22 protein-coding genes and 1 riboswitch are annotated in these 20930 nt (G+C 33.6%); of the genes, 16 read left to right on the forward strand and 6 right to left on the reverse strand.

Translation table 11 applies throughout. From position 1 onward, the window contains the following. Nucleotides 1-73: 73 nt before the first annotated feature. Nucleotides 74-2239: an endonuclease MutS2 gene (locus tag DFR66_RS09050; protein ID WP_114754524.1), complete on the reverse strand. Its 2166-nt coding sequence runs from the start codon at nt 2237-2239 to the stop codon at nt 74-76. 147 nt (nt 2240-2386) lie between these two features. On the opposite strand from DFR66_RS09050, the gene DFR66_RS09055 reads away from it, so the two are divergent. Next, nucleotides 2387-3058, forward strand: a complete 672-nt coding sequence (locus DFR66_RS09055) for a uracil-DNA glycosylase (RefSeq protein WP_114754525.1) — start codon at nt 2387-2389, stop codon at nt 3056-3058. Nucleotides 3059-3208: 150 nt separating this feature from the next. Here the strand turns inward: DFR66_RS09055 and DFR66_RS09060 are convergent, their stop codons facing one another. From DFR66_RS09060 to porX, 5 genes are all read right to left on the reverse strand, one after another. Further along, entirely contained in the window at nt 3209-3583 is a 375-nt protein-coding gene (locus DFR66_RS09060) for a DUF4258 domain-containing protein (RefSeq protein WP_114754526.1), read from the reverse strand. A gap of 36 nt (nt 3584-3619) precedes the next feature. Continuing rightward, nucleotides 3620-4819 (reverse strand): alanine dehydrogenase, encoded by a 1200-nt coding sequence (locus DFR66_RS09065; RefSeq protein WP_167400507.1) that lies wholly within the window; start codon nt 4817-4819, stop codon nt 3620-3622. Between the two features lie 94 nt (nt 4820-4913). Continuing rightward, nucleotides 4914-5387, reverse strand: a complete 474-nt coding sequence (locus tag DFR66_RS09070; RefSeq protein ID WP_114754527.1) for a GNAT family N-acetyltransferase — start codon at nt 5385-5387, stop codon at nt 4914-4916. A gap of 8 nt (nt 5388-5395) precedes the next feature. After that, entirely contained in the window at nt 5396-5803 is a 408-nt protein-coding gene (tsaE, locus tag DFR66_RS09075; protein ID WP_114754528.1) for a tRNA (adenosine(37)-N6)-threonylcarbamoyltransferase complex ATPase subunit type 1 TsaE, read from the reverse strand. A 72-nt stretch (nt 5804-5875) separates the two neighbouring features. After that, nucleotides 5876-7456, reverse strand: coding sequence for a T9SS response regulator signal transducer PorX (gene porX, locus DFR66_RS09080; RefSeq protein WP_114754529.1), 1581 nt, complete (start codon nt 7454-7456; stop codon nt 5876-5878). A gap of 538 nt (nt 7457-7994) precedes the next feature. Here porX and DFR66_RS09085 point away from each other — a divergent pair. The 15 genes from DFR66_RS09085 to fabG all read left to right on the forward strand — a co-directional run bounded on the left by DFR66_RS09085 (nt 7995) and on the right by fabG (nt 20906). Further along, nucleotides 7995-8276: a hypothetical protein gene (locus tag DFR66_RS09085; protein WP_114754530.1), complete on the forward strand. Its 282-nt coding sequence runs from the start codon at nt 7995-7997 to the stop codon at nt 8274-8276. Between the two features lie 182 nt (nt 8277-8458). Beyond that, on the forward strand, nt 8459-8692 hold the full coding sequence (locus tag DFR66_RS14135) for a GNAT family N-acetyltransferase (RefSeq protein ID WP_317048673.1): 234 nt from the start codon (nt 8459-8461) through the stop codon (nt 8690-8692). Between the two features lie 12 nt (nt 8693-8704). Then, nucleotides 8705-9004 (forward strand): GNAT family N-acetyltransferase, encoded by a 300-nt coding sequence (locus DFR66_RS14140; protein WP_317048674.1) that lies wholly within the window; start codon nt 8705-8707, stop codon nt 9002-9004. Nucleotides 9005-9193: 189 nt separating this feature from the next. Next, the gene (locus DFR66_RS09095; RefSeq protein WP_114754531.1) at nt 9194-9988 is read left to right on the forward strand and encodes a 3-keto-disaccharide hydrolase; all 795 of its coding nucleotides are present in this window, start codon (nt 9194-9196) and stop codon (nt 9986-9988) included. 119 nt (nt 9989-10107) lie between these two features. After that, complete coding sequence (locus DFR66_RS09100; RefSeq protein ID WP_114754532.1) at nt 10108-11337, forward strand: HD domain-containing protein; 1230 nt, start codon at nt 10108-10110, stop codon at nt 11335-11337. A 40-nt stretch (nt 11338-11377) separates the two neighbouring features. Further along, nucleotides 11378-12421 carry a UDP-3-O-(3-hydroxymyristoyl)glucosamine N-acyltransferase gene (gene lpxD / locus DFR66_RS09105; RefSeq protein ID WP_114754533.1) on the forward strand — a complete coding sequence of 348 codons (1044 nt, stop codon included), beginning with the start codon at nt 11378-11380 and terminating at the stop codon, nt 12419-12421. Then, nucleotides 12414-13802 carry a bifunctional UDP-3-O-[3-hydroxymyristoyl] N-acetylglucosamine deacetylase/3-hydroxyacyl-ACP dehydratase gene (locus tag DFR66_RS09110; protein ID WP_114754625.1) on the forward strand — a complete coding sequence of 463 codons (1389 nt, stop codon included), beginning with the start codon at nt 12414-12416 and terminating at the stop codon, nt 13800-13802. The genes lpxD and DFR66_RS09110 overlap by 8 nt, the downstream gene beginning before the upstream one ends. A gap of 70 nt (nt 13803-13872) precedes the next feature. After that, a complete protein-coding gene (lpxA, locus tag DFR66_RS09115) occupies nt 13873-14658 on the forward strand; it encodes an acyl-ACP--UDP-N-acetylglucosamine O-acyltransferase (RefSeq protein ID WP_114754534.1) in 786 nt (261 codons plus the stop codon). A gap of 184 nt (nt 14659-14842) precedes the next feature. Next, the gene (efp, locus tag DFR66_RS09120; protein ID WP_114754535.1) at nt 14843-15409 is read left to right on the forward strand and encodes an elongation factor P; all 567 of its coding nucleotides are present in this window, start codon (nt 14843-14845) and stop codon (nt 15407-15409) included. 70 nt (nt 15410-15479) lie between these two features. Continuing rightward, entirely contained in the window at nt 15480-16409 is a 930-nt protein-coding gene (locus tag DFR66_RS09125) for a UDP-3-O-(3-hydroxymyristoyl)glucosamine N-acyltransferase (RefSeq protein ID WP_114754536.1), read from the forward strand. 1 nt (nt 16410) lies between these two features. Continuing rightward, on the forward strand, nt 16411-16773 hold the full coding sequence (locus tag DFR66_RS09130; RefSeq protein ID WP_114754537.1) for a nuclear transport factor 2 family protein: 363 nt from the start codon (nt 16411-16413) through the stop codon (nt 16771-16773). A gap of 94 nt (nt 16774-16867) precedes the next feature. Continuing rightward, entirely contained in the window at nt 16868-17740 is an 873-nt protein-coding gene (gene sucD, locus DFR66_RS09135) for a succinate--CoA ligase subunit alpha (protein WP_114754538.1), read from the forward strand. A 216-nt stretch (nt 17741-17956) separates the two neighbouring features. Beyond that, nucleotides 17957-18379, forward strand: coding sequence for a hypothetical protein (locus tag DFR66_RS09140; protein WP_114754539.1), 423 nt, complete (start codon nt 17957-17959; stop codon nt 18377-18379). Between the two features lie 124 nt (nt 18380-18503). Continuing rightward, nucleotides 18504-18600, forward strand: a riboswitch (SAM-I-IV-variant riboswitch). Between the two features lie 54 nt (nt 18601-18654). Then, nucleotides 18655-19977 (forward strand): Na+/H+ antiporter NhaC family protein, encoded by a 1323-nt coding sequence (locus tag DFR66_RS09145; RefSeq protein WP_114754540.1) that lies wholly within the window; start codon nt 18655-18657, stop codon nt 19975-19977. Between the two features lie 182 nt (nt 19978-20159). Further along, a complete protein-coding gene (gene fabG / locus DFR66_RS09150) occupies nt 20160-20906 on the forward strand; it encodes a 3-oxoacyl-[acyl-carrier-protein] reductase (RefSeq protein WP_114754541.1) in 747 nt (248 codons plus the stop codon). The last annotated feature ends 24 nt before the right edge of the window (nt 20907-20930 follow it).

Consider the following 20930-nt stretch of genomic DNA (forward strand, 5'->3'; position numbering starts at 1 on the left):
ACCGGATTGAGATTTCTTCTTCGTCGAAATGACAAATATTCAATGAGATTGAAAACTGCAAACTGAACACTGTTTACTTCTTACCCGCTTCCACAAATTCCAGTGCTTCCATACTTACTTTTGAAGTAAAGACACCATAATTTACAGTTGCTTTATTTTTTTCAATAGAATCGATTGTTCCAACAGCTTTTCCATCAAACATTCGTACGCGGTCGCCTACTTTTAGGATTGGTTTAGGTTTTTCAGTTACGACTTTCAATTTCTTCTCTTTCTTTTCTTTTCGAATTTCTTCTACTTGAACCGTAACTTCTTGAATGACTTCTTTTTTCTTTTCAATTAGTGCTTTGGACTCTTTGGATGTGGCTTTCTTGCGCTTTGAATTTTCGATTTCAATAATTTTCAAAAACTCACCAAGGAGTTCTTTCTTGTTCTTATTATTGAAATATTTCTCCGAAATGTCTTCAATTTTTTGGCCAATGTAAATCGTTTTCTGGTTACTGTCGTACAATTCTTGATAGCTTTCCAGTTTTTGTTTGATTTTTACATTGATAGTTTCCATTTTCTTTCCTTCCTCACGCGCTTTGGTTTCCTCTTCTTTCAGTATTTGAGAAGTTTTTTCCATTTTAGAACGTTCTTTCTGAAGGGTTGCAATGGTTTTGTCAAAACGTACTTTTCCAACTTCAATTTTCTTTTTAGCCCGATTGATTAAGCTGAAAGGAATTCCGTTTTTCAAAGCTACTTCAAACGTAAAAGAACTTCCTGCTTGGCCTAAAACCAATTTGTACATTGGTTCTAATGTTTTCTCGTCAAAAAGCATGTTTGCATTGGTAGCAAAAGGTAATTCGTTAGCCAGAATTTTTAGATTTGAATAATGCGTTGTAATAATCCCGAAAGCTTCTCTATGATAGAATTCTTCTAAGAAAATTTCAGCTAAAGCGCCTCCTAATTCAGGGTCTGAACCGGTACCAAATTCATCAATAAGGAACATGGTTTTTCTATTGCACTTCTTCAAGAAATAGTTCATGTTCTTTAATCGGTAACTGTATGTACTTAGATGATTTTCAATAGATTGATTATCTCCAATATCTGTTAAAATTCTATCAAACAAAAACGTTTCACTGCGTTCGTGCACCGGAATCAACATTCCGGATTGTAGCATTAACTGCAGTAATCCTACGGTTTTTAACGAAATGGTTTTTCCTCCAGCATTTGGACCTGAAATCACAATGATTCTACTTTCCTGACTTAATTCAATAGTTTGCGGATGCGTTATTTCATTTTTTGATTTATTGTTTAAAAATAAAATAGGATGATAAGCATCTCTAAAATAAAGGCGGCGTTCCTCTGTAATTGTTGGTAAAATTCCATTGATTTTATTGGCATATTTTGCTTTCGCAGCAATTACATCAATATCACTAAGAAAATCTTGGTATTTGATTAAAAGTGGTAAATATGGGCGAATATAATTAGATAACTGTTTTAAAATTCGGGTGATTTCTTCTTTCTCTTCGTATTCAAGATTACTCAATTCACGAGAATATTGTAAAGTAGCTTCGGGTTCAATATAAGCAATACTGCCTGTTTTGGAACTGCCCAAAATGGATCCTTTTACTTTACGGCGATACATCGCTAAAACTGCTAATACTCTTCTGTTTTGAACAAAACTTTCTTTGATATCATCTAAATAACCTAACGAATTGTAGTGCGTCATTGCGGTTCCAAAACTTTGATTGACTTTCCCACGAACAGCATTCATACTGCGACGGATGTTCAATAAATCTGGAGAGGCATTGTCTTTAATCTCACCATATTTATCGACTACTTCGTCCACCATCGTGATGATTTCTTTAGTCAGTTCGACTTGGTTTGCTCTTGCATTTATATTAGGATAATAATCTTCGAATTTTCTCAAAAAACTCAACAAGAAATTTACTGTAGAAGAAATAGTAGCAATTTTTCTAAAACTGCCCACTTCCAAGAAACTGTCTTCAATGGCTAAAAATTTTATCTCATGCGTGATTGCGTCAAAACCATGATTGGGAATGGCATTGTTATTTTGGAAAGACGAAACATATTCTGAGGTTTGCATTAATGCCTGCATCAATGTTTCCTTGTCTTTAAAAGGGGTTATTTTTAATGCTTTTTGTTTTCCAATGTCAGTATTACAAATGGTCGAAATCGTTTCGAGAACCGTTGGAAATTGTAAATCTTGTAATGTTTTTTCGGTGATGGATATCATTTATAGTATAATTCTATTCTAAACAAAAATAGCTAATAGTTGAGACTATTTAACAGACTTTCACAAAGAATTAATGAATGTTTATTATTCTTTTTTTGGATTTTAAAAAAAGATTCTATGTGTATCTTTGCGTTCAAATATTTAATTATGCAAATCAACCTCAATTCGATGTGGCAATCCATTTTGTCTGATGAAATCAACAAATCCTATTTTCAGGAATTAATGGGAAATGTAGATGAAGAATATAAAAATTATACGTGTTATCCTCCGAGAGAATTGATTTTTGCGGCCTTTAATTATTGTAGTTTCAAAGATGTAAAAGTGGTTATTATTGGTCAAGATCCGTATCATGGGAAAGGCGAAGCCAATGGTTTGTGTTTCTCTGTGAATGATGGTGTTCGAATTCCGCCTTCGTTACGCAATATTTTCAGGGAAATGAGTGAAGATTTGGAAACTATTTTCATGCCCACCTCCGGTAATTTAGAAGCTTGGGCAAAGCAGGGCGTTTTGTTGTTAAATGCCTCGCTAACGGTTAGAGAAGACAATGCGAATAGTCATAAGCACTTAAAATGGAATCTTTTTACGGATGCAGTTATCCAAAAAATTTCAGAAGAAAAAGAGCATGTTGTTTTCTTGCTTTGGGGGAATTTCGCCCATAAAAAAGGACTCAAAATAGATCGAACAAAACATTTGATTTTAGAATCCGGGCATCCTTCGCCAATGAGCGCCAATCAAGGAAAATGGTTTGGGAACAAGCATTTTAGTAAAACGAATGCGTATTTGAAAAGTAATAATTTAGAACCTATAAAGTGGTTGTAGTTTTTTAAACTATTTTCAAATTATCGTTTTTGAACCATTAAGAAATTAAGTTTAATTAAGGCTATAATACTTAATTTTCTAAATATCTTAATGGTTTGATTTTAAAAATACTATTTTCTAAAATTTACTTTTAAAGGAATAAAAGAGCAATTATTTTTTAATAATATCTTCTAAAACAGCTTTATCAGCGTAATTAATGACTTTCAAAGTTACCTCTTGGTTTTTGATTGTTTTACCGTCAATGATGTATAATTTTCCTTTTTTAAGTTCGATATTACTTTTGTCGAAATCTACATCTCCAAATTGCAATGTATTTTTAATATCGGCAGTATCAATCCATTTTTCAGCCAAAATCACTGAAGCTTTATCTGAATAATAAAAAGGTTTGTTTCTTAAATCATTTAAAACTCTTGCATTTGGAAAATAATTACAACGGGTATCTTTACCACTAAAAACTAACGCTACAAAAAACAGTCCTATTACTAAACCCACTAAATAATAGGCAAAACGATGTATAAACTTCATGAATTAATTTTTTGGCAAAGGTAGAAGAAAGTTTTCTTAAAAAACAATTAAATTAATGTCGTTATAAGGCAAATTAAACCATTCACCTATGGAAGTATTGGTGAGAATTCCATGATACATATAAACGCCATTTTTCAACCCTTTATCGCAACGAATAGCACTTTCGATGCCGCCATCTTCCGCTATTTTCATTAAGTAAGGAGAAATTATATTACTAATGGAAAGCGATGCTGTTTTAGAATATCGCGATGGAATATTAGGAACACAATAATGCAATACATTGTTTTTGATAAATGTAGGTTTCTCATGTGACGTCACTTCCGAAGTCTCAAAACAACCGCCGGTGTCAATACTTACATCCACAATTACGGCTCCATTTTTCATGTGCTCCACCATGGTTTCTGTGACTATAACAGGACAACGTTCTTTGCCACGCATAGCGCCAATAGCAACATCACAACGTCTTAACGCTTTAAGTAACGCTTTTGGTTGTATGGTTGAAGTGAAAATTCGCTGGTTTAAATTATTTTGTAAACGTCGTAATTTAGTAATAGAATTATCAAAAACTTTGACACTAGCCCCTAAACCAATTGCGGTTTTAGCAGCAAATTCCCCAACGGTTCCTGCACCCAAAATAACCACATCAGTAGGAGGAACGCCGGTAATGTTCCCGAATAACAATCCTTTTCCAAATTCATTGGTAATCATCAACTCGGCAGCAATTAAAACCGAAGCAGTACCTGCTATTTCACTCAAGGATTTCACTGCAGGATACGTTCCATCTTCGTCCTTGATGTATTCAAAAGCGAGAGCAGTAATTTTCTTTTTGGTCAGAGCTTCAAAATACGTTTTTTTTCTTGTTTTTAATTGAATAGCGGAAAGCAGAATCGTTTGCGGATTCATCATTTCAATTTCGGCAAGTGTAGCTGGTTCCACTTTCAAAATCATGGGGCAACTGAATACTTTTTTGGTGTCATTAGTGATTTCGGCACCTGCATCTGAATATTCTTTGTCGGTATAACTCGAACTCAATCCAGCACCTGCTTCAATCATTACGCGATGGCCATGAAAGGTTAGCGAGTTAACAGCATCTGGAGTAAGGCAAATTCGGCGTTCCTGATAACTTGTTTCCTTTGGAATCCCAATAAAAAGTTCGCTTTTTTGTCTTGCAATTTCCAGTTTTTCCTCTTGTGGTAAAAGCTGTTGTTTTGTGAAGGGCGTTATAGTTATTGACATTGATATTGTTAAATTAAGGGTACAATTTACGTAAAAAGTTTTATAAACAGTACAAATTCAATATTGTTAAATTCATTTAAAACACTGCTAAATCTCACCTAATGATTCTTTCCATTTTTATATCGGCTCGTTCATAAACACCATCTTCCAAAGGTATTTCTACGAAACCAAATTTATCATACAAATGAATAGCCGACAGTAATTTTCTATTCGAGTATAAAATCAGTTTCTCCATTTCTTTTTCCTCAGCAACAGCAATACAATGCAACATCAGCTTTTTACCAATTCCCAATCCTTGAACTCCGTCAGTAACTGCCATTTTACTCAATTCGTAGGTCGTATTGTCAATTTTTATTAAGGAAACTGTTCCTACGATTTCATCTTTATATTTTGCATAAAAAATAATCCCGCCTTTGTCTATTATCTGACCTTGCGGATCCGAAAGTACGATTTCATCTTTGGGTTCAACCCTAAAATATTTTTGCAACCATTCCAGATTTAATGTCTTTATAGCTTCTTTTTCAGCTGGAGAAAATGGGATAATTGATACAGTATTGTCTACACTCATAATTACTTTTAACTTAAGGTTAAAGAACGTTTTCCATCAGCAAGCTGCAAAATAGTGATAACCGAATGTACTTCAGGAATCAAATTTGGAATCTTCTCTGCCCATTCTATAAAACACCAATTACCAGAATATAAGTAATCATCAATTCCCATATCTAAAGCTTCTTCTTCTTTATTTACTCTATAAAAATCAAAATGATAAACCAGCTGATTGTCATTAGCTTCATATTCATTAACTAAAGAAAAGGTTGGGCTGCTCGTTGCTCCAGTAACGCCAAGAGTTTTACACAATTGCTTAATCAACGTTGTTTTTCCAACGCCCATTTCTCCGTGAAAAAGAATCACTTTTTTTGGATTTTCGGCTATTATTTTTTGTGCAACTTCTTCGAGTTGGTCAATAGAAAAAATGATATTCATTCTTTTAAAATTGTTTAAAGTTTACAGTTTAAGGTTCTTGCCGTACACTGAAAACTGAGACTGACTACTTTTTTATTTCGGGTTAAAAACTAAAAACGGAATAATCATTTCTTCCAATGAAATTCCTCCGTGTTGATACGTGTTTTTGTAATAACTCACATAATGATTGTAGTTATTGACATACGCCAAGAACAAATCATTTTTTGCAAAAATATAAGAACTACTCATATTTATGGCAGGCAAACCAATATTTTTTGGTTCTTTTACCGCATAAACATCTTTGTGTTCGTAGGTCAAACTGCGTCCAGTTTTATAACGCAAATTCAAACTCGTATTTTTGTCACCCACCACTTTCGATGGATTTTTTACGTTTATGGTCCCGTGATCGGTGGTTAAAATCAATTTGAAACCCATTTTTTGGGCCTGTTGAATAATTTCTAAAAGTGGGGAATTCTTAAACCAACTCAACGTCAGCGAGCGGTACGCTTTATCATCAGAGGCCAGTTCTTTCACCACATCCATCTCCGTTTTGGCATGCGAAAGCATATCAACGAAATTGTAAACTATTGTCACAAGGTCATTATCTTTTAAGGCTTTGAAGCTTTCGGATAATTTTTTTCCTCCGGCAAGACTGGTAATTTTAAAATAATCTTCCTTGATATTCAAGCCCAATCGTTTCAATTGCGCCGTCAAAAACTCTGCTTCAAAAAGGTTTTTTCCGCCTTCTTCAGGGTCATTTTTCCAGTATTGCGGAAACTGTTTTTCCATTTCCAATGGCGTTAAACCAGAGAAAATAGCGTTTCTCGCATATTGCGTCGCCGTAGGAAGAATAGAGTAGTAGGGTACTTCTTTTTCCAGTTTATAGTAATTTACCACTACACTTTCAAAGGCTTTCCACTGGTCGTAGCGCAGGTTGTCAATCACTACAAACAAAATGGGCTTATCTTTTTTCTTGAGTTCAGGAAGTACTAATTCTTTGAATAGTGTGTGTGATTGAACCGGTTTATCGGCTTTTGGTGCACTCGAGCCTTGGCGAACAGGCGGAGCAAACCAATCCTCGTAATTGCGCTCAATGAATTTTCCAAATTGCGAATTGGCTTCTGTTTTTTGGGATTCCAAAATTTCAATCATGCTCTGATCATCGATATTCTCCAATTCCAATTCCCAAAAAATCAATTTCTTGTACAACTCAATCCAGTCTTCATAGGAATTTACCATCGCCATTTCCATGGTGATTTTTCTAAATTCCTTCTGATAATCCAGCGTTGTTTTTTGCGAAATCAATCGGGAATGATCCAAATTTTTCTTCAAACTCAACAAAATCTGGTTCGGATTCACAGGTTTGATCAAATAATCAGCAATTTTAGAACCTATGGCTTCCTCCATAATATATTCTTCCTCGCTTTTCGTAATCATAATCATGGGAACCGAAGATTTTTTCTCCTTCATCTCTGACAGCGTTTCCAAGCCGCTCATTCCGGGCATATTTTCATCCAAAAAAACAATATCAAAATTGTTTTCCTCAAAAATCCCAATGGCGTCAAGTCCATTATTACAAGTAGTTACCTCGTAATTTTTCTTTTCCAGAAATAATATATGTGGTTTCAAAAGGTCGATTTCATCATCAACCCAAAGTATTTTTATTTTATCCATAATTGTATCAACAAGAGTTCTAACGTACTAAATTAAAGTGCCAAATTACATTTTTTTGTAACGGCTACCTGCTAATATTATGATAATTTTTTAACACATTTTCACTACATTTTACAAAATATAAATTCGATTTTGTTTTTTTCTTGGACGTACCCCATCCTCCGTAAACTCCGTCTGGGTCGGGCTGTACGCTATATCTTTCCTTTTTAAAGAAAAAAGGAAAGGATGCCGCTTCCATTCCTTACGCAGTTGCCAGTATGATTGAGGTTTACAACTACGGCGGAAATTACTTTCTCAGCTTTAAAATAATTCTTTGATTGCACCATTCTAAATTTTTGGATTTACTCTAAACCAAAGACGTTTCTCTATTAAATATAAAAAAAGGAGTTGCTAAGAAAAATAATAAATTAGTATAAAATTGGCAATTACAAAGTATGCAGGTTTTATTTTTGTAATGTAGTATTATGGCGAATAAAATTGGTCAAGTTTTTGTATTACCACAGTACTGCAATTTATTATTAATTAAATTTTTACTATTATGACAGAAGATTTCAAAATCATTGATAAAGAAGATATTGCGCTTCTTAAATTTCCCAAAACAGATGTTTTAAACGATGTTGATGAAATAAAAACTAGAACCGGTGAAATCAACAGAGCTTTATCGTTGGGTAATTTGGAACATTCAAAAATTAAAATTTTCTTTGAAGACACTGAATCCAAGAAAGTTGTAGACACTACAGTTTGGGCTGTTACTGACAAAAATGTTATTCTGAAGCAAGGTGTAATGATTCCAATACACAGAATATATAAATTGTTTTAGGATTTATTACTTCAAATAAATCGATTTTTTTTTTTGGTTATAATGCTTAAATTTTTCTGTGCTCACAAAGATTAGTTGGTAATTGCAACATTAGACAATTACAAAAAGACCGATTTTGTGGGCACGAAATTTGAATTGGAGTTTCAAAACTTATAACACGAATAGAATTATAATAGTTAATAATGAATACTACAATTCTAAAAACACAACGATTAATTGTTAGACCAATTACACTATTGGATTTGGATTATGTTCATGAATTGCATTCTTTAGAAGAAACAGATGAATTCAATACGTTAGGAATTCCAGAAAATATTGAAGAAACAAAACAGCTGTTAGAAAAGTGGATTTTTGAAAACAGTAAAGAACTTACAACCCATTTTACTTTTGCGGTTGAATTAATTACGGGAAATTAAATTGTAGGATTAATTGGAATCAATTTGGGAAAAGTAAAGTATAAAAATGCTGAAGTTTGGTTCAAATTCCACAAAAATCATTGGAACAAAGGCTTCGCTACAGAATCTTTAAAAGAAATTCTCCGTTTTGGTTTCAATGAACTAAATCTACATCGGATTGAAGCAGGTTGTGCTGTTGGAAATATTGGTTCCATACATGTTTTAGAAAAAGCAGGAATGACCAGAGAAGCCCACACCCGAAAATTATTGCCTTTATCATCCGGCTGGTCTGATAATTTCGGTTATGCTATTTTAGCAACTGATACCTATTAATAGAAAAATACAATCCATTTTTTAAAATTCATTAAGCAATTTGTTTAGGATGATTAAGTGTGGTATCTTAAGTTTAACGATCAATTAGTTATATTTAAATTAAAAGTTAGTTCGTGAAAAAAAAATGCTTAATATTGAAAAGCTAACAATTAACCTATTTATATTTTATCAAACCAAATGAATGTAACTATGAAATCTAAAAACTTGAAGAACTCTTTTTTAATGATTGCCATTTTTTCAGCTTCTCTAGCTATGGCACAACACAAATATGTAAATACTCCACCAGAAGTTTCCCCAATGCCGATGAAACCCGAAATGACTGAGATTTGGGAACCGGAAGTAAAAGTTATTACACCTGCAAAAACCCTTGGAAATGCACCTTCGGATGCAATTATTTTATTTGACGGTAAAAATCTGGACCAATGGGTGAGCCAAAAAGATGTAACTAAGCCTGCTGGATGGAAAATCGTTGATCAAGATTATATGGAAGTTGTTCCTGGTTCAGGTGCCATTCAAACCAAGATGGCTTTTGGCGATTGTCAATTGCATTTGGAATGGAGTGCACCGGATGTCGTTTTAGATGGTGGTCAGGCAAGAGGAAACAGCGGTGTGTTTTTTCAGAACAGATACGAGTTACAAATATTAGATTCCCACAATAACAGAACCTACAGCAATGGGCAGGCGGGAAGTATCTATAAAGATCATCCTCCATTAGTAAACGCCGTGAAAACGCCATTAGAATGGAATGCTTATGACGTAATCTATACTGCCCCTCGATTCAAAGCAGATGGCAAGATTGATGCACCTGCTAGAATTACAGTATTTTTAAACGGGGTTTTAGTACAAAATAACGCGACTATCAACGGATTGACACTTTACATAGGTTTACATAATTATCCGTCCTCTCATGGCGATGATGTCATTTCGCTTCAAGATCATGATTCTAAAAATCAATTCCGAAATATTTGGATTAGAAAACTTTAAAAAGTTTACCAACGGAGCGCCACAAACGCTCCGTTTTTTTTGTTCTAAATCAGTATCAGTAACGTTTCTGATTTGAAATCTAATTTACTTATATTTGTTGACCTTAAAACAAACTTATAGTGAGTCAAATCAATAAGCTAAAAATATTCAATGATCCCATTTATGGGTTTATTACCATTCCCAATGCCTTAATCTACGATTTAGTTCAGCATCCTTATTTTCAGCGTTTGCGTCGAATTTCCCAAATGGGATTGTCGTATTTAGTATACCCTGGTGCCAATCACACCCGTTTTCATCACGCTTTAGGTTGTATGCATTTAATGCAAAAAGCAGTCGATGTGTTGCGTTTCAAAGGAGTTTCAATTTCTCCCGAAGAAGAAAATGCATTGTATATTGCTATTTTATTACATGATATTGGGCACGGACCGTTTTCGCATGCTATGGAGAAAAGCATTGTTGAAGATGTGCATCACGAAGAAATATCGCTTTTATTCATGAACCAATTGAATGTGGAATTCAATGGTCAGTTAAGCTTGGCTATTCAAGTTTTTAAAGGAGAATACAACAGGAAATTCATGTTGCAGTTGATTTCGAGTCAGTTGGATATGGATCGAATGGATTATTTGAAACGCGATAGCTTTTATTCTGGAGTGGCAGAAGGAAATGTCAACTCAGAACGACTGATTCAAATGATGAATGTGGTAGACGATTATTTAGTAATTGAAGAAAAAGGGATTTATTCTGTAGAAAAGTTTCTAATGTCTAGACGATTGATGTATTGGCAGGCGTATTTGCACAAAACGAGTTTAGTAGCAGAGTTAATTTTGATGAAAATCTTAAAACGCGCCAAAGAATTAACCTTAAAAGGAATCCAATTGCCGTGCAGTGAGCCACTTTTGTTTTTTATGCAAAACAAAGTCACGATTGACATTTTTGATGCTGAAACCTTAGATTTATTTGCTCAATTGGATGATTTTGATATTATTGGAGCTTTGAAAGCTTGGCAAAAACAAGATGATTTTATTTTATCGTCTTTGAGTAAAATGATTGTCAACAGAGATTTATTGAAAATTAAATTAACCAGTGAAAAAGTAGCAATTGAAGAATTACAGCCACTTAAAGAACGATTTGCGTTAGAAAATAATATTTCATTATTAGAAACCAATTATTTTATTTTTAAAGGCAAAATAAAAAATCAGGCGTATAGCAAAGAAGCGGAACCAATACGAATTTTGAAAAAAGATAGTACAATTGAGGACGTTATAGAATCTTCTGACCAGCTGAATTTAAAATCGTTATCTAAATTAGTGACTAAATATTATATTTGTTTCCCAAAACAACTGTTATAAAAACGTTATTTAAAATCTATTTTTTTATATTTTTGTGGCGATGAAATTTACAGCAGAACAAATAGCGGGGATTTTAGAAGGAGTAGTGGTAGGGAATCCCATGGCTGAAGTTTTTAGATTGTCAAAAATCGAAGAAGGAACTGAAGGATCACTTACTTTCTTATCGAACCCTAAATATCTTAATTATATCTATTCCACAAAAGCCTCAGTAACAATTGTTAATGATACTTTTGAACCAGAATCACCCTTGACTACAACATTAATAAAAGTACAGGATGCTTATGCTGCATTTTCTAAATTATTAGAGTTTTATAATCAGGTAAAATTAAATAAAAGCGGAATAGAGCAACCTTCTTTTCTTTCACAAAGTGTAAAATACGGAGATAATTTATATCTTGGTAGCTTTAGTTATGTGGGACAGAATGTTGTATTGGGAGAAAATGTAAAAATATATCCTAATTGTTTCGTTGGAGATAATGTGGTAATTGGGGATAATGTGATATTATTCGCTGGTGCTAAAATATATTCGGAGACGGTAATAGGAAATAATTGTACCATTCATTCAGGAGCTATTATTGGCGCGGATGGTTTTGGTTTTGCACCAAATCCAGACGGAACGTATACTAAGATTCCGCAAATAGGAAACGTAATTATTGAAGATAATGTGGACATAGGCTCCTGCACTACTATTGATAGAGCTACAATGGGATCTACCATAATTAGAAAAGGAGTGAAGCTTGACAATCAAATTCAGATTGCTCATAATGTTGAAATTGGAGAGAATACCGTAATTGCAGCTCAAACAGGAATTGCAGGCTCTACAAAAATTGGAAAAAGCGGTATGATTGGCGGACAAGTTGGAATTTCAGGGCATTTAACCATTGGTAACAATGTTCGAATCCAAGCGCAGTCCGGTGTGGGACGAAATATAAAAGATGATGAAATCTTGCAAGGAAGTCCTACATTTGGATACAATGATTTTAGTAAATCGTATGTTCATTTCAAGAATTTACCAAAAATTGTTGCAGAAATAGAAGAATTAAAAAAACAAATATTAAACCAAAAAAATGGAAACAATGGTTAAACAGAAGACCATCAAAACAGAAATTTCGCTAACTGGAGTTGGACTGCATACAGGAAAAGAAGTAAAAATGACTTTTAAACCTGCTCCAGTGAATAATGGTTTTACTTTTGTTCGAGTAGATCTTGAAGGACAACCTATTATTGAAGCCGATGCGAATTATGTTGTAAATACTCAGAGAGGAACTAATTTAGAGAAACTTGGCGTAAAAATTCAAACTCCGGAGCATGTTTTAGCCGCTTTAATTGGTTGCGATTTAGATAACGTAATTATAGAATTGAATGCTTCTGAGCTTCCTATTATGGATGGATCTTCAAAGTATTTTGTTGAAGCGCTTGAAGAAGCTGGTTTCGAGGAGCAAAATGCTAAAAGAAATATTTATGTTGTAAAAGAAGTTATTTCATTTACTGATGAAGCATCAGGAAGTGAGATATTGGTGATGCCGAGTGACCACTATTGTGTAACTGCAATGGTAGATTTTGGGACTAAAATATTAGGAACTCAAAACGCTACATTGAAAAGTATTTCAGATTTTAAAACTGAAATATCACAGTCCAGAACTTTTAGCTTTTTACATGAATTAGAATCTCTCTTGGAAAATGGTTTGATAAAAGGTGGTGATTTGAATAATGCAATTGTTTATGTAGATAAAGAAATTTCTGCATCAACAATGGAAAATTTAAAAGTTGCTTTTGGAAAAGACGAAATTTCAGTTAAACCAAACGGTATTTTAGACAACCTTACTTTACATTATCCAAATGAAGCTGCAAGGCATAAATTACTTGATGTAGTAGGTGATTTAGCTTTAATTGGGACAAGAATTCAAGGAAAAGTGATTGCCAATAAACCAGGTCATTTTGTAAATACACAGTTTGCAAAAAAAATGGCGAAAATCATAAAAATAGAACAAAGAAATTATGTTCCTGTTTATGATTTACACCAAGAACCATTAATGGACATTCATAAAATTATGGCTGTTCTTCCTCATAGACCACCGTTTTTATTGATTGACAGAATCATTGAAATGTCGGAAACACATGTTGTAGGAATGAAAAATGTTACAATGAATGAGAATTTTTTTGTAGGACATTTTCCTGAAGCTCCAGTGATGCCAGGTGTATTAATTGTGGAAGCAATGGCACAAACGGGTGGGATTTTAGTTTTAAGTACTGTTCCAGATCCAGAAAATTATTTGACTTATTTTATGAAAATAGATAATGTTAAATTTAAACACAAAGTATTGCCTGGAGATACTCTAATTTTTAAATGTGATTTAATTACTCCTATCAGAAGAGGAATTTGTCATATGCAAGCAAACGCATATGCAAATGGTAAACTAGTTGCTGAAGCAGAATTAATGGCACAAATTGCAAAAAAACAGTAATTTTTTTGTTTATCTGGTTAATCGTTTATTCGGTTAATCGATTAGACAGTTAAACGATTAAACAAAGAATATGAATCAACCACTAGCCTATGTTCATCCAGGCGCTAAGATCGCTAAAAATGTTGTCATTGAACCCTTTACAACCATTCACAATAATGTAGTTATTGGGGACGGAACTTGGATAGGTTCAAATGTTACCATTATGGAAGGCGCAAGAATTGGAAAAAATTGTAATATATTCCCAGGCGCAGTTATTTCGGCGGTTCCACAGGATTTAAAATTTGGTGGAGAAGATTCTTTAGCAATAATTGGAGATAATTGTACGATTAGAGAATGTGTAACTATTAATAGGGGTACAATTGCATCTGGTCAAACTACTTTAGGAAATAATTGTTTGGTAATGGCAACTGCTCATATTGCCCATGATTGTCATATTGGTGATAATGCTATTATAGTTAATGGTGTAGCTTTAGCAGGTCATGTTACAGTTGGGAAGTATGCAGTAATTGGTGGATTAGCAGCAATTCATCAATTTATTCAAATTGGAGATCATGCTATGATATCGGGTGGATCATTAGTCAGAAAAGATGTCCCTCCTTACACAAAAGCAGCAAAAGAGCCATTGTCTTATGTTGGTATTAATTCTGTTGGATTAAGAAGACGTGGTTTTACCACAGAAAAGATAAGAGAAATTCAAGATATTTATAGAATTCTGTATCAAAAAAATTACAATACTACTCAGGCTTTGGGTATTATTGAAGCTGAAATGGAAGCAACACCAGAAAGAGATGAAATCATTGATTTTATTCGAAATTCATCAAGAGGAGTAATGAAAGGATATTCGGGAAATTATTAATCCCCTCCCTAACCCTCCCCGAAGGGGAAGGAGACTAAATGCAAAAGCTGTATTGCAAAAAAAATTATAAGAAAAAATAAATAAATAAATAAATAAATAAATAGTAAAAAATAATTAGTAACTAATCTCCACTTCGACTCCCTCCCCTTCGGAGAGGGTTGGGGTGGGGAAAACAAACATTCAAATGGCATCTACATCAGATATTAAAAACGGATTGTGTATCAAATACAACAACGATATTTACAAAATTATTGAATTTCTTCACGTAAAACCAGGAAAGGGTCCAGCTTTCGTGAGAACTAAATTAAGAAGTTTGACAAATGGAAAAGTCTTAGACAATACCTTTTCTGCAGGTCATAAAATAGAGGAAGTGAGAGTTGAAAACCATAAATTTCAATTCTTATACCCTGAAGGCGATCAATTTCATTTCATGAATACAGAAACTTTCGAACAAATTACGTTAAACAAAAATATTCTTGATTCCCCAGATTTATTAAAAGAAGGAGAAAACGTAATGGTAAGTATCAATACAGAGACTGATTTGCCACTTTCAGTAGACATGCCAGCATCAGTTATTCTAGAGGTTACTTATGCTGAACCAGGAATAAAAGGGAATACAGCAACAAATGCAACTAAATCTGCAACTGTTGAAACAGGAGCAACTGTAAATGTTCCTTTGTTTATTAATGAAGGTGATAAAATAAAAATAGATACAACTTCCGGTAATTACATGGAAAGAGTAAAAGAATAGTTTACAGTTTTCAGTGTTCAGTAAATCAGATATACTGGACACTGATTACTGAATACTAAATACTAAATAAATGAAATTCCAAAAAGTCTACACCTTAGAAGAAATTGCAAGTATCATCAACTGTGAATATGTTGGTGATGCTCATTTTCCAGTTTCAGGAATGAATGAAATTCACGTTGTTGAAGCTGGAGATATTGTCTTTGTGGATCATCCTAAATATTATGAAAAGGCATTAAACTCAGCGGCAACTATTGTTTTAATCAATAAAAATGTAACTTGTCCAGATGGAAAAGCATTGTTGATTTCTGAGGATCCTTTTAGGGATTTCAATAAATTGACAAACTATTTTAGGCCATTTCAGTTTTCTAATGTTTCAATTGCAACTTCAGCTTTGATAGGTGAAGGAACAGTAATACAGCCCAATGCATTTATTGGAAATCATGTTGTTATAGGTAAGAATTGCTTGATCCATTCTAATGTATCGATTTACGATTATACTGTCATAGGTGATAATGTTAATATACACGCAGGAACTGTTCTTGGTGCTGACGCATTTTATTATAAAAAACGTCCTGAAGGATATGACCAATTACTTTCCGGTGGAAGAGTAGTTATTCAAGATAATGTTGGAATAGGAGCGCTCTGTACAATTGACAAAGGAGTAACAGGTGACACCACTATTGGCGAAGGCACAAAAATAGATAACCAAGTTCATGTTGGTCATGATACCATTATTGGCAAAAAATGTTTAATTGCCTCCCAGACTGGTATTGCGGGTTGCGTTATTATTGAAGACGAAGTTACTATTTGGGGACAAGTAGGAACAACCAGTGGAATAACGATTGGATCTAAAGCGGTGATTATGGGACAAACTGGCGTCACAAAATCGGTTGAAGGAGGGAAATCTTATTTTGGTACGCCAATAGAGGAATCAAGAGAAAAATTGAAACAACTGGCAAATATCAAGAAAATACCAGAAATTCTTAATAAACTAAAGTAATATGTCTGCTAAAGAAATCGTTCAAAAATTTTACAAATCAGATGCACTAATCGATAGCGAAGTCATTAAAGATTTTTTGCATCCTGAGGTTTTGATTGAATGGAACAGTAGTAAAGGATTAATTCAATTAGATTATAATTCTATATTAAATTTGTCCAATGAATTAAGCAAAGCCTATGTTCGTTCAAAGGTTAGGATAAGTCATATTGTAAGTGAAAATGATACTATTTCCGTGCGATATTCTCATTTTGTGAAAACAATAGAGAATCCCCGAGAAGAAATGTTATTAGCTCATTTTATGGTTATTTGGCAAATTAAAGATAATAAACTTTTTCGAGGGTATCAAATGAGTCAATTATCATAATTAAGTGTCAAAAAACTGAATACTGAATACTGATTACTGGTTACTATTTTATACTTTTGCATAACAATTTTAAAAACTACATAAAAAATATATCATGAGTGTTTTAGTTAATAAAGATTCCAAAATAATTGTTCAAGGTTTTACAGGAAGCGAAGGAACTTTCCACGCTTCTCAAATGATTGAGTACGGTACTAACGTTGTTGGTGGTGTAACTCCAGGAAAAGGGGGAACAACTCATTTAGACAGACCAGTTTTCAATACAGTAAAAGATGCTGTAGAACAAGCGGGTGCAGATACAACAATCATTTTTGTACCACCAGCTTTTGCTGCTGACGCCATTATGGAAGCTGCAGATGCTGGAATTAAAGTTATTATTGCAATAACTGAAGGAATTCCTGTTGCTGACATGATAAAAGCTAATAGTTATGTTAAAGAAAGAAACGCAAGATTAATCGGTCCAAACTGTCCTGGAATTATTACTCCGGGTGAGGCTAAAGTTGGTATTATGCCAGGTTTTGTTTTCAAAAAAGGAACTATTGGTATTGTTTCTAAATCAGGAACATTAACGTATGAAGCTGCTGACCAAGTTGTAAAACAAGGATTAGGAATCACTACTGCAATTGGTATTGGTGGAGACCCAATCATTGGAACTACTACAAAAGAAGCGGTTGAATTATTGATGAATGACCCAGAAACTGAATGTATCGTAATGATAGGTGAAATAGGTGGACAATTAGAAGCTGATGCTGCTCATTGGATTAAAGCTGATGGTAACCGTAAACCAGTAGTAGGTTTCATCGCAGGAGTTACTGCTCCTCCAGGACGTACAATGGGACATGCAGGTGCAATCGTTGGAGGTTCTGATGATACTGCTGAAGCTAAAAAACAAATTATGAGAGAATGTGGAATTCACGTAGTAGATTCTCCAGCTGAAATTGGTAAAAAAGTAAAAGAAGTTTTAGGTTAATCTAAGCTCTTATTAAATATTCTAAAAGCCTCACAATTTGTGGGGCTTTTTTATTATAAATTGAATTAAAGAAATATCTTTGCACTTTATTACATATTTCTGATTTAGCAGATTTAATTGTAATAAGAACAAACATAAACGAATGGTTTCTAATGGACCTCACGATTTTGTGGGGTATTTTTTTGCCGAAGCCAATTCAAATTAAATTAAAATAATATGTACAAAGAATTAAAAAAATTCAAAGTTACCAATCAGTTTTCATTTACTACAGAAGATAGTTTAGCAGAAGTTTGCAACGCTTCAGAAGGTTCTGGAGTATTTTTAGTATTTGCAGTTGGTGATGAAAAAGAGTTAATTATGGTTGGTTCTACTGGAACTGTTCAAAATAATGGAACTTTAAAAATTAAAAATGGTGGTTTGAAAGATAAAATCGTTGAAGGACACCAATTTGCAAAAACAGGAAGAAAATATTCTTGGCCAGCACAAATGAAAATTGAAGATATTAACACGCTTGAAGTGGTTTGGTATGAAACATTTAATGATAAAACTAAAGTGATTCCAACATTCGTAGAAGGGCAAGTTTTACAAAACTTTCTTGACGAAAATGGAAGATTACCTAAATGGAATGTAGCTTTCTAAAAAGTTAACGACTGTTTATCAGAATTTTTAAATTTAAGCGCAATATTCTATATGGCGCTTTTTTTGTTTTATCATTTTTTTTAATGAAACTTCAAATATTTCATAAATAATTAATTACTTTTGCACCCGTTATCACGAATCCTTCAATAGGATAGCAACCTGCAACAACAAGCAAGGTGCTAAAACGATAAGCCAAATCCTTTGGAAAAAATGTTGTTTACATTCCCATATTTAGCTTAGTTTTTCGTCATAATTTTTAATTTAAAATTATTTTTATGACCTTATTTTCAAAAGACAATGGAAATGCCTTTGCATTAATTCCTTTATTTATTTTTATTTTTACTTTTTTAGGAGCAGGAATTATTCTGAATGATTTTTATGCTTTTCCGTCACCAGTGGCTGTTGTAGTTGGTATTATTGCAGCTTTTTTACTTTTCAAATCCTCGACTGAAGATAAAGTTGCTACACTAATTGCAGGTTGTGGAGAAAGTAAAATCATGACCATGTGTTTAATTTACTTGTTAGCGGGAGCTTTCGCAGTGGTAAGTAAAGCGATGGGCGGAGTTGATGCAGTTGTGAATCTTGGGATAAATACTATTGATGTAGCTTATTTTCCGTTAGGGATTTTCTTGATTGCTTCTTTTTTATCAACAGCTACAGGAACATCAGTAGGAGCAATTGTGGCGATTGGCCCAATCGCAGTCGCATTAGCTGATAAAAGTGGAGCATCTTTACCGCTAATATCTGGAGCATTACTAGGCGGTTCTATGTTGGGAGACAATCTTTCCATGATTTCTGATACTACTATCGCAGCAACACAATCATTAGGGTGTGATATAAAAGACAAGTTCAAAATTAACTTCTTTATTGCTTTTCCTGCTGCAATTTTGACCATTTTGGTTTTCTTTTATCTTGGTTTAAACTCGGATATTGTGACCGTTGCCATTGCAAAAAATGACTTTTCTTGGATAGCTATTGTACCTTATGTTTTAGTAATAGTTTTGGCTATTGTGGGTGTTAATGTGTTTTCAACCTTGCTTATAGGTACTTTATTAGCTGGAATCATTGGTTATTTTAGTGGTTCGTTTACGCTTATGGAGTTTACACAAAAGATATACGAAGGTTTTACTAGTATGACTGATATTTTCTTGTTATCAATGCTTACTGGAGGTTTAGCTGCAATGGTAGATAAAGCGGGAGGAATAACGTATTTATTAGTTCAAATTAAAAAAAGAATTAAAAGTAAAAAATCAGCTCAAGCAGGAATTGGTGCATTAGTTGGTTTTGCTAATTTAGCGATAGCGAATAACACGGTTTCTATTGTAATAACGGGACCAATTGCTAAAGAAATTAATGATGAATACCATTTAAATCCAAAAAAAACAGCGGCAATTCTAGATATTTTTTCGTGTATAATTCAAGGGGTTTTACCATATGGCGCTCAAGTTTTGCTCATATTAAGCTATGCTAATGGCAAATTAAATTTCTTTGATTTAATAAGTAATGCTTGGTATCATCTCTTTTTACTAATTTTCACATTAGTGGCTATTTACAGTTCTTTTTGGGATAAATGGACAAACCGATTTTTTAAAATTTAGGAGTTGAATTTTGACTGTTATTGCTTTTGAATTTTTTTTAAAAAGGGAATTATTATATATTTGACGAGTGTAAGATAGCCCTGATAGTAGTGAAAATCCTTTTATGTAAGCGATAGCGGTCATAAAAGATTGTAGCGAATAGCAGGAATAGCTCCAAATAAAATTTAAACTAATTTTTGAATATGAAATTACTAGAAGGAAAAGTTGCCATAATTACTGGTGCGAGTCGCGGAATTGGAAAAGGAATTGCTGAAGTTTTTGCAAAACACGGTGCAAATGTTGCTTTTACATATAGTTCATCTGTAGAATCAGCTATTGCATTGGAAAATGAATTGAATGCTCTTGGCATTAAAGCTAAAGGATATCAATCGAACGCAGCGGATTTTAATGAAGCGCAAACTCTTGTAGACGCGGTTATAGCTGAATTTGGAACGGTTGATATTCTAATAAACAACGCTGGAATTACTAAAGACAACCTATTGATGCGTATGTCTGAGGGCGATTTTGATCAAGTAATTGATGTTAACTTGAAATCGGTTTTTAATATGACTAAAGCCATTCAACGTACGTTTTTGAAGCAACGTTCTGGTTCAATCATTAATATGAGTTCAGTTGTAGGAGTTAAAGGAAATGCTGGACAAACGAATTATGCAGCTTCTAAAGCGGGTGTTATTGGTTTTTCTAAATCAGTAGCATTAGAATTAGGATCGCGTAATATTCGTTGTAATGTAATTGCTCCTGGATTTATTGAAACCGAAATGACTGCTAAATTAAACGAAGATGTTGTAAAAGGATGGAGAGACGGAATTCCGTTGAAACGTGGCGGAACGACTGAAGATGTGGCTAATGCATGTCTTTTCTTCGCTTCGGATATGAGCGCTTATGTAACTGGACAGGTTATGAATGTTTGCGGAGGAATGCTTACCTAATATTTAATTGAAAGATTGTAAAAT

The organism is Flavobacterium glaciei, assembly GCF_003350545.1.
GTDB lineage: Bacteria > Bacteroidota > Bacteroidia > Flavobacteriales > Flavobacteriaceae > Flavobacterium > Flavobacterium glaciei.

What these genes read in the sequence shown, in the direction of transcription:
- DFR66_RS09050 (WP_114754524.1), bottom strand. Translation starts at nt 2,239, where the DNA reads ATGATATCCATCACCGAAAAAACATTACAAGATTTACAATTTCCAACG.
- DFR66_RS09055 (WP_114754525.1), top strand. Translation starts at nt 2,387, where the DNA reads ATGCAAATCAACCTCAATTCGATGTGGCAATCCATTTTGTCTGATGAA.
- DFR66_RS09060 (WP_114754526.1), bottom strand. Translation starts at nt 3,583, where the DNA reads ATGAAGTTTATACATCGTTTTGCCTATTATTTAGTGGGTTTAGTAATA.
- DFR66_RS09065 (WP_167400507.1), bottom strand. Translation starts at nt 4,819, where the DNA reads ATGTCAATAACTATAACGCCCTTCACAAAACAACAGCTTTTACCACAA.
- DFR66_RS09070 (WP_114754527.1), bottom strand. Translation starts at nt 5,387, where the DNA reads ATGAGTGTAGACAATACTGTATCAATTATCCCATTTTCTCCAGCTGAA.
- tsaE (WP_114754528.1), bottom strand. Translation starts at nt 5,803, where the DNA reads ATGAATATCATTTTTTCTATTGACCAACTCGAAGAAGTTGCACAAAAA.
- porX (WP_114754529.1), bottom strand. Translation starts at nt 7,456, where the DNA reads ATGGATAAAATAAAAATACTTTGGGTTGATGATGAAATCGACCTTTTG.
- DFR66_RS09085 (WP_114754530.1), top strand. Translation starts at nt 7,995, where the DNA reads ATGACAGAAGATTTCAAAATCATTGATAAAGAAGATATTGCGCTTCTT.
- DFR66_RS14135 (WP_317048673.1), top strand. Translation starts at nt 8,459, where the DNA reads ATGAATACTACAATTCTAAAAACACAACGATTAATTGTTAGACCAATT.
- DFR66_RS09095 (WP_114754531.1), top strand. Translation starts at nt 9,194, where the DNA reads ATGAAATCTAAAAACTTGAAGAACTCTTTTTTAATGATTGCCATTTTT.
- lpxD (WP_114754533.1), top strand. Translation starts at nt 11,378, where the DNA reads ATGAAATTTACAGCAGAACAAATAGCGGGGATTTTAGAAGGAGTAGTG.
- DFR66_RS09110 (WP_114754625.1), top strand. Translation starts at nt 12,414, where the DNA reads ATGGTTAAACAGAAGACCATCAAAACAGAAATTTCGCTAACTGGAGTT.
- lpxA (WP_114754534.1), top strand. Translation starts at nt 13,873, where the DNA reads ATGAATCAACCACTAGCCTATGTTCATCCAGGCGCTAAGATCGCTAAA.
- efp (WP_114754535.1), top strand. Translation starts at nt 14,843, where the DNA reads ATGGCATCTACATCAGATATTAAAAACGGATTGTGTATCAAATACAAC.
- DFR66_RS09125 (WP_114754536.1), top strand. Translation starts at nt 15,480, where the DNA reads ATGAAATTCCAAAAAGTCTACACCTTAGAAGAAATTGCAAGTATCATC.
- DFR66_RS09130 (WP_114754537.1), top strand. Translation starts at nt 16,411, where the DNA reads ATGTCTGCTAAAGAAATCGTTCAAAAATTTTACAAATCAGATGCACTA.
- sucD (WP_114754538.1), top strand. Translation starts at nt 16,868, where the DNA reads ATGAGTGTTTTAGTTAATAAAGATTCCAAAATAATTGTTCAAGGTTTT.
- DFR66_RS09140 (WP_114754539.1), top strand. Translation starts at nt 17,957, where the DNA reads ATGTACAAAGAATTAAAAAAATTCAAAGTTACCAATCAGTTTTCATTT.
- DFR66_RS09145 (WP_114754540.1), top strand. Translation starts at nt 18,655, where the DNA reads ATGACCTTATTTTCAAAAGACAATGGAAATGCCTTTGCATTAATTCCT.
- fabG (WP_114754541.1), top strand. Translation starts at nt 20,160, where the DNA reads ATGAAATTACTAGAAGGAAAAGTTGCCATAATTACTGGTGCGAGTCGC.